Here is a 699-nt window from a genome sequence, read left to right as displayed (position 1 = left end):
CGCAGCAGGGTCTTGAGCTTGGCGAACATCATCTCGATTGGGTTGAGGTCGGGGCTGTAGGGCGGCAGGAACAGCAGGTGCGCACCGGCGGCGCGGATAGCGCGGCGCACGGCCTGGCCCTTGTGACTGCCGAGGTTGTCGAGCACCACGATGTCGCCGGGCTGCAGCGTGGGCACCAGGAACTGCTGCACCCATGCGAGGAACAGCACGCCGTTGATCGGCCCGTCGATCACGCAGGGTGCGTCGATGCGGTCGTGCCGTAGCGCGGCGAGGAAGGTCATGGTGGTCCACCGCCCGTGTGGCCATGGGCGACCAGGCGCTGGCCGCGCGGGGCGCGGCCATGGGTGCGTGTCATGTTGGTCTTGGCCCAGGTCTCATCGACGAAGACCAGGCGGGTGGGATCGATGCGCGCCTGATGGCGACGCCAGCGCGCGCGGCGGCGCGCAACGTCGGGCCTATGCTGCTCGGCGGCGTGCAGGCTTTTTTTTGAAGCTGAGGCCCTCGCGGGCCAGGAAGCGCCAGACCGCGCCGTAGCCAACGCGCAGGCCGCGTTCGATCTCCAACTCGGCCCGTAGCGCGCGGACCGTCAGGTCGGGTGCCGCCGCGATCCGCGCGAGCATCCAGTCGCGTTCGGGCAGCAACACGAGGCCGAGGGGCTTGCCGAAGGGGCGAGGTGCTGCGCTGCCGGTGTCTCGCGCG

1 pseudogene is annotated in these 699 nt (G+C 70.2%); it reads right to left on the bottom strand.

Annotation, left to right across the window (positions count from 1 at the left end):
* A pseudogene (locus ACFHNC_RS24720) lies at nucleotides 1-699 on the bottom strand (IS630 family transposase); the annotation flags it as partial.

It is taken from the genome of Falsiroseomonas sp. E2-1-a4 (assembly GCF_051433165.1).
GTDB lineage: Bacteria > Pseudomonadota > Alphaproteobacteria > Acetobacterales > Acetobacteraceae > Falsiroseomonas.
Note: the sequence above shows the minus strand (reverse complement) of the source record. Positions and strands in the feature narration are given on the sequence as shown.